Below are 6771 nucleotides of genomic sequence, written 5' to 3'. Positions count from 1 at the left end.
CTCGACCACGGCGGCTGCCGTGGCGAGGGCCGCCGGCGCCGCGGCGGCGCGCAGGGCGGCGGTACCGGTGAGGGGCGCAGGGCCGCCTTCCGGCCGGGACGGCAGGCCGAGGGCCTCGCGTCGGCCCTGGGCGGCGAGCCGGTCGGCGCGCTCGTTGCCCACCTCGCCCGTATGGCCCCGCACCCAGGTCCAGCGGACGTCGCGGCGCGCGGCCAGGGCGTCGAGTTCCTGCATCAGCTCGACGTTCTTCACCGGTCCGGTGGCGGTGCGCCAGCCCTTGGCCTTCCAGCCGCGCATCCACTCGGTCACGGACTTGATGACGTACTGGCTGTCGCAGCGCATCTCGATCTGCGCGCCCTCGGGGAAGTGCCGCAGGGCGTTGATCGCCGCCGTCAGCTCCATGCGGTTGTTGGTGGTGGCGCGATCCCCGCCGCAGAGTTCGATCCGGCCGCTCTCGGCCTCGATCACGACGCCCCAGCCGCCCGGGCCGGGATTGGGGTCACATCCGCCGTCCGCATACACGATCGTCCGCATCAAACTCGTTTCGACCTTCTCGCGGCGGCCCGTCACGCGAGCGGGCGTCGCCGGGGTTTCCGGACTCACGCCATAGCACGGGCCGGCCCCCCGGCGGCACCCGGGATCAGGTGCGGGCGGGGTCGATGCGGTAGCGGATCGGCTTGAAGCTGCCGTTGTTGGATTGCAGGGCCGAGCAGGCGGTCAGCCCGATCACGAGGTCGCATTCCGCCTCGAAGGTGACGTGGTCGCCGGCCCGGCTCAAGGGCGGCTCGACCTTCAGTTCGCCGGTGCCGCCGTCCACCGTCACGTTCATGAAGACGTTGAAGGCGACCGGAATCCGATCCGGCGCGACGCCGTAGGGGGCGAGCGCCGCCGCGAGGTTGCCGAAGCAGCCCCGGTGCGGGTGGGCGTCGCCGTAGATGATCCGGAAGGTGTCGGCCGAGCACGGGGTGAGCAGGAAGTCGTGGCGGCCCACGGTGTCCGCGACGATGCGCAGGAGCACGTTCGAGCGGTTGGAATAGATCGGGTCGCCGGTGGTGAGGTAGATCCGGCTGGCATAGTCCAGGGTCCGGCCCGAGGAGATGACCTCGTCGAGGTCGCCCCGCACGAAGGCCAGGAGGTCGGCGACCTGCTCGCCCCGCGGATCGATCACGGTCAGGCGCTCGCCCTTGTCCAGGGTGAAGGCGGTGCCGGAGCGGGGCGCGATCTCGTGCACGGGTGCCTCAGGCGGCATCGCGGCTCTCCGTCTCGCGGCCCCGGAACGGGCAGACCCAATCGGCATCCACGGCGCGGCCACTGTACTGGCGCGCCTCCGAGGCGTCGCCGTGCCGGGCCAGCATCGGGTTGATCGAGCCGGCCAGCGCCTCGTCGCGCGACAGGATCGCGCTGCGCAGCTTCTCGTAGCGGCCCTCCGCACGCAGCTGCTCGAACTGGGCGCGCAGGTTGAACACCAGGACGGGGTGCGAGAAGCGCCGGGCCGGGCGGCTCGCGCCGGGATGCATCCCGACGACGAAGAACGCTTCGCCGCCGAAGGAGAGCGAGAAGTGCGGATCGTTCGGATCGGCCTCGACGCGGGCGTCGTAGCGCTGGCCGAGGAACGCATCCTTGTCCGACAGGGACTGCACGCGGCTCCAGAGATGGCGCTCGAATGCCTCCTCGCCGAAGGCGGTCTCGTCCGCGAAGATGACGGCGAAGCTCTGGAACAGGTCGGGCTTGGCGCGGTAGCGGCAGATGAAGGCGAGGAGCGCCGGATAGAGCCTGGGGTCGTCCCAGCTCGAGGCGATGCTGCGCGCCACGACGATCTTCATCTGGCCCTTCGAGAGCGCGGATTTCGCGCCGACGCAGGGGAAGGGCTGACTTCTGATGAAATCCTCGAAGGCCACGGCCAGGGGATGGCCGCTGTCGTCTGTGGGAAGATGCATGGAAACTCGACGCTGACGGTACGCGGAACGCGTAGGGTGCCGACGTGAACCGGCCCTCGCTGGCCGTGTTCCGTTCGCGCGACGGCATGGCACGGCGCATCCACAGGTGCGTGAGCCCCCGTGCGTCGCGCGATACCGAACCTTTGCGGGCGCCGGGCATTGACCCGCGATGCCGGGACCAGCCGACGATGACGCAACCATGAGCCGTTCCGGGGCCTCCCGCCTCGCAAGGGTCGCCCTGCGGGCCCTGCGCCTCGTCGCCAAGCCCGTCCGCCGGTCTCAGGGCAGGGCCGGCACGGTGGTGGAGACCTATCGCGGCTACGGCTCGCGCGACGAGGTCTTCCTGATCGGCCGGGTCTTCCGCCAGTCGCAGCGGGCGGCGAGCGCCGCCGACGAGGGGTGGGCGGCGGAACTGCGCGACATCCGGCGGCGCATCACCCGCCGCAAGGTGGCGGACGCCGTGCTCACCGCGCGGTTCTTCGGCTGCGAGGAACAGGTCGTCACCGACCGCGACGGCTACTTCCGCGTCCACCTGCGGCCGAACCTGCCCGCCCCGCCGGAAGCGTCCTGGCACCTGATGGAACTCGATCTGGCCGGGCCCGAGCCGGTGCGGGCGAAGGGGCAGGTCTTCATCCCCTCCGCCGCCTGCCGCCGGGTGGTCATCAGCGACATCGACGACACGATCATGCGCACGGGCGTGGCCAACAAGGCCAAGATGCTCTGGCGCCTGTTCGTGGAGGATGCGGAGAACCGTGTCGCCTTCCCGGGCGCCGCCGCTCTCTACCGGGCGCTCTATGCGGGGCCGTGCGGCGCCGAGGGCAACCCGATGCTCTACGTCTCGCGGGCGCCGTGGGGCATCTACGACATGCTGAGCGAGTTCTTCGTCATGCACCGGATTCCCATCGGACCGGTGCTCTTTCTGCGCGAATGGGGATTGTCCTGGACCAGCCCGCTGCCGCGCCGGGCCGAGGACCACAAGCGCGAGTTGATCGAGCGCATGCTCACGCTCTACCACGACCTGCCCTTCGTGCTGATCGGCGACAGCGGCCAGCACGACCCGGAGGTCTATGCGGGGATCGTGGCCGCCCATCCGGGCCGGGTGGCTGCGGTCTACATCCGCAACGTCTCGCAGGGCTCGGGACGCCTCGACGAGATCGCCCGCCTCGCAGAGGCGGTGGAGGCGGACGGCAGCAGCCTGGTGCTGGCCGCCGACAGCCTCGCCATGGCCGAGCACGCCGCCGAGCGCGGGCTGATCCATGCCGACGCGATCGCGGACGTGGCGCGGGAGTGGAACGCGGACGGCGCGCTCCCGGAAACGCGCCGGCGCGCGGGCCGAACCCGGGCTCGCGCCCTGCGCAAGGTCCTCGGGGACGCCGGCGCGACACCCCCGAACGTGGTCGTCGAGCCGACGCGATCGGACCCGCCGGGTGGATAGGAACGGGCTGCACCCGTGATGGGAATGAGACCGGCCGCCTTGCCCATGGTGCTCGCGGCCCTCGTCCTGCCCGTCTCGGCCGAGGCGGAGCAAGCCGAGTCCATCCTGGGCGAATGGCAGCAGATCGCCACCAATGCGGGCGCCTGTCTGACCTGTCGGATCGCGTTCCGGACCGGAGGTCGGGGCATCGTCGTCAGCGCCAACAACGGGTGGACCGCGACCCTCGCTCGGACCGGCCCCACCGATCTCACGGGCGACGGACACTGGGACCCGCAGGGACGCGGCTGGCCGACGGGACGGGCCTTCACGATCCGCTTCCGCCAGGACGGCGATCGCCTCGCCATGACGATGGTGGTCGATACCGGAACCGGCCAAAGGCCCACCGTGCACGCGACCTTCGTCAGGTCCTGGCAGGGTGTCTGACCGAGGCTCCACCAGCCGTGCGAAACCACGCGACACCGGATGGCCCGGTCCGTTCAACCGGCGCGGCGCCCGCGCGATACGTCGGGCTCTGCGCCGAACCCGAGGAGAGCCGATGGCCCCCGTCACCCCCGTCGCCAACGTCTTCGCCGACCTGCCCGATGCCTCGGCGGGCGAGGTGTTCACCGACCTCCTCGCGCGGCCCGGATGCCGGATCGAGCGCATCGTCTCCCGGGGGCAGATCACGCCGGTCGAGCGGCCCTATCGGCAGGCCCATGACGAGTGGGTGCTGCTCCTCGCTGGCGCGGCGCGGCTGGAGATGGGCGGCGTCGAGACGGCCTTGGCGCCGGGCGATCACCGCATGATTCCGGCCGGCACCACCCACCGGGTCACCTTCACCGACCCGGACCGGCCGACGATCTGGCTCGCGATCCACTTCGGGGAAGCGGACCGGCCGGTGCAGATTTCGGCCGATCCGGGTTAGGTCTCAGATGGCCGCGGCCGGGTCGCCGCCGAGGGGGTGGCCCGCATCCTCGTTGCGTTCGTCCCCCGCGTGGCGTGCCCGGCGCGCGCGTCCGCCCCGGTCGAGGAGCGAGCGGCCCAGCGCCCGGAAGGGCGCGGTGAGGCGGCGGGCGTCGTCGGCACGCTCCATGAAGCGCTCGCCGTTGCGGATCTCCTTGTCGAGGCGTGCCATGGTCCGGGCCAGCGCCGGGTCGTCGTCGTCGAGCCAGACCTCGACCGTGCGGGCGAAGGCGATGACCACGCCCTGGAGCTTGAGGCGGCCGAGCGGCCCCTCGGTGTTGATGCCGGCTGCGGCCAGCATGTAGCGGTGCGAGTTCAGGGCGACGCCGTTCAGCGCCAGCATCGAGAGCGGGTCGCCGCGCAGGGCGTAGGAGATCCGGCGGAGCGCGTCCTTGTAGGGCGTCATCGCATCGAGGCGGCGCATCAGCACGTCGAACAGGCGCTCGCGGGTCGGTTCGTCGGCGAGGTCCGCATTGTCGCCTTCCAAGACCTTGCGGTCGATGATGCGCGAGAGACCCCCGAGCACCGCCCCCTTGGACGGGAAGAGGTCGCGGAGTTCGGCGAGACTCAGGCCGGCTTCCCGGGCGATGTCACCCACCTCGATGTCGTTCCACGGCTGCTCGGAAGCGAGCCGCATCAGGGCTTCGACAGCGGCCTCGCGCGGGGGCAGCGTCTTCTCCGCCGGCGTGGCCGACACCGGCAGAATCTCGGCGTCGGTCTGATGGGTCTCCGTCTGGTGGGTCTCGGGCTTGGGAGAGCCGGGGCGTTTGGCCATGGTCGTGCGATCCTCGTCCAATTCGCTCCCCCATGTAGTGTCGCGATGGCGGAACGTCAGGTCCGCCTCAGCCGGACAGAGCCCCGGCGCGGCGCCGCGCCGCGTCCACGGCCTCGCGCATCAGGTCCGGCAGGCCGCCGCTGCGCATCAGGACCGCCAGCGCCTCCGCCGTGGTCCCGCCCGGCGAGGTCACGTCCTGGCGCAGGAGCCCGGCCTCGCGGGGATTGGCCTCCAGGAGGGCGGCGGCGCCCGAGACCGTGGAGCGGGCGAGGCGCGCGGCCATGTCGGCGGGCAAGCCGGCGGCGGTGCCCGCCTGCGCCATCACCTCGGCCAGGAGGAACACGTAGGCCGGACCGGAGCCGGAGACGGCGGTGAGGGCGTCGATGAGGCCCTCGTCGTCGAGCCATTCCACCGAGCCGACGCTCGCGAGGAGCGCGTCCGCCTGGGCCCGCTGTCCGGCCTCGACCTCCACGCTGGCCACGGCCCCGGTCGCCCCCCGGCCGATGCTGGCGGGGAGGTTGGGCATGGCCCGCACGATGGCACGGGCCCCGGGCAGGCGGTCCCGCAGGTTGGCGATGGTCTTGCCTGCCAGGATGGAGATTACGAGCGTGTCCGGTCCGATCAGGGGCACGAGCCCCGGGGCGGCGGCCTCGAGGCCCTGCGGCTTCATCGCCAGCACCAGGACCTCCGACACGGGCGGCTCGGCCGGATTGAGCGCGATCCCGCGCGTCGCGCAGAGCGCCCGCATCTCCGGGGAGGGCTGTGGGTCGAGGATCGTGGTGCGGCCGGCATCCAGCCCGGCGGAGAGCCAGCCGGAGAGCATGGCGCCCCCCATCTTGCCGGCCCCGACGAGGGTGAGGGAGGCGGGGAGGGCGGCGTAGGCCGGGGCGGGCGCGCTCACGCCTCGCCTTCGGTCTCGAAGAGCACGGCGTCGAGGGACTCGCGGGCGGACTTGCCGGCCCAAAGCACGAACTGGAACGCCTGGTAGTAGCGCTCGCAGGCATCGACCGCCGATTTCAGCATCATCGTGCACTGGCCCTGCGTCGGCGCGGCCCCGCCCGTCAGGAGCAGCGAGTGGCGGAACATCACCACGTTGTCCGTCGACCACAGGTCGAAGTGCCCGACCCACAATTGTTCGTTGACCAGGGAGACCAGCGTCAGAATCTCGGTGCGCCGGCGCTCCGGAACCTTCAGGTCGAAGGCGCAGGCCACGTGCAGCGCCTCCACGTCCTCGATCCAGGTGAACGCGACGTGGTAATCGGCCCAGCGCCCGGCGACGGAGACCGACATCTCGTCGGTCTCGGCCCGGTCGAAGATCCAGTCGCGCAGCGACGCGAGGCGCTCGACGATGTCGAGGGGATGCTCGTGCCGGTCGTGATCTTCGATGTGGAGTTGGGTCATGGCGGTCCAGTTTGTCGATCCGCGACGGATCGGCGAAGTCGTTGCGAACGTCGGACGGACGACCGGAGCCACCATGATCCGGATCTGTGCCAGTCACGCCCGCGAGGATGGGCGAAACACGGCGATTCTGTTCGGTGCAGGGCGGCTCGGGTCGAAGGCGAATCAGGTCATGACCCACTATAGACCGCGCCGGACTCCTGTTTCAAAGCGGGTCGGTGAGCCGGTGAACAGGAAAGCGACCGTCCACCGTTCCTTCCTGTGCACAAGCGCGGCGGCCTTGG

10 protein-coding genes are annotated in these 6771 nt (G+C 71.3%); 4 read left to right on the top strand and 6 right to left on the bottom strand.

All coding sequences use genetic code 11. The features are described 5' to 3' along the window. The 3 genes from rnhA to gntA form a co-directional block, all read right to left on the bottom strand. Window positions 1–534: ribonuclease HI (rnhA, locus tag K2X24_RS21910; protein WP_292501082.1), on the bottom strand; the 534-nt coding region annotated here is incomplete at its 3' end. 106 nt (window positions 535–640) lie between these two features. Further along, window positions 641–1249, bottom strand: a complete 609-nt coding sequence (locus K2X24_RS21905) for an urea carboxylase-associated family protein (RefSeq protein ID WP_292501080.1) — start codon at window positions 1247–1249, stop codon at window positions 641–643. Beyond that, entirely contained in the window at window positions 1239–1937 is a 699-nt protein-coding gene (gene gntA / locus K2X24_RS21900; RefSeq protein WP_292501079.1) for a guanitoxin biosynthesis heme-dependent pre-guanitoxin N-hydroxylase GntA, read from the bottom strand. Before gntA ends, K2X24_RS21905 begins: the two co-directional genes overlap by 11 nt. A gap of 199 nt (window positions 1938–2136) precedes the next feature. On the opposite strand from gntA, the gene K2X24_RS21895 reads away from it, so the two are divergent. The 3 genes from K2X24_RS21895 to K2X24_RS21885 all read left to right on the top strand — a co-directional run bounded on the left by K2X24_RS21895 (window position 2137) and on the right by K2X24_RS21885 (window position 4276). Then, window positions 2137–3372, top strand: coding sequence for an App1 family protein (locus K2X24_RS21895; RefSeq protein ID WP_292501076.1), 1236 nt, complete (start codon window positions 2137–2139; stop codon window positions 3370–3372). A gap of 24 nt (window positions 3373–3396) precedes the next feature. Beyond that, window positions 3397–3795, top strand: coding sequence for a hypothetical protein (locus tag K2X24_RS21890; RefSeq protein ID WP_292501075.1), 399 nt, complete (start codon window positions 3397–3399; stop codon window positions 3793–3795). A gap of 112 nt (window positions 3796–3907) precedes the next feature. After that, complete coding sequence (locus K2X24_RS21885) at window positions 3908–4276, top strand: cupin domain-containing protein (protein WP_292501072.1); 369 nt, start codon at window positions 3908–3910, stop codon at window positions 4274–4276. 3 nt (window positions 4277–4279) lie between these two features. Here the strand turns inward: K2X24_RS21885 and K2X24_RS21880 are convergent, their stop codons facing one another. The 3 genes from K2X24_RS21880 to K2X24_RS21870 form a co-directional block, all read right to left on the bottom strand. After that, window positions 4280–5089, bottom strand: coding sequence for a TetR/AcrR family transcriptional regulator (locus tag K2X24_RS21880; RefSeq protein ID WP_292501069.1), 810 nt, complete (start codon window positions 5087–5089; stop codon window positions 4280–4282). A gap of 67 nt (window positions 5090–5156) precedes the next feature. Continuing rightward, complete coding sequence (gene proC / locus K2X24_RS21875; RefSeq protein WP_292501067.1) at window positions 5157–5990, bottom strand: pyrroline-5-carboxylate reductase; 834 nt, start codon at window positions 5988–5990, stop codon at window positions 5157–5159. Further along, window positions 5987–6490, bottom strand: coding sequence for a YbjN domain-containing protein (locus K2X24_RS21870; protein WP_238277472.1), 504 nt, complete (start codon window positions 6488–6490; stop codon window positions 5987–5989). The genes proC and K2X24_RS21870 overlap by 4 nt, the downstream gene beginning before the upstream one ends. On the opposite strand from K2X24_RS21870, the gene K2X24_RS21865 reads away from it, so the two are divergent. Continuing rightward, on the top strand, window positions 6489–6771 hold a 283-nt coding region (locus K2X24_RS21865), incomplete at its 3' end, for a hypothetical protein (RefSeq protein WP_292501064.1). The two genes, K2X24_RS21870 and K2X24_RS21865, sit on opposite strands and share 2 nt — an antisense overlap.

The organism is Methylobacterium sp., assembly GCF_019750675.1.
Classification (GTDB): Bacteria; Pseudomonadota; Alphaproteobacteria; order Rhizobiales; family Beijerinckiaceae; genus Methylobacterium.
The sequence above is the reverse complement of the archived record's forward strand: the minus strand, read 5'-3'. Positions and strand labels throughout refer to the sequence as shown.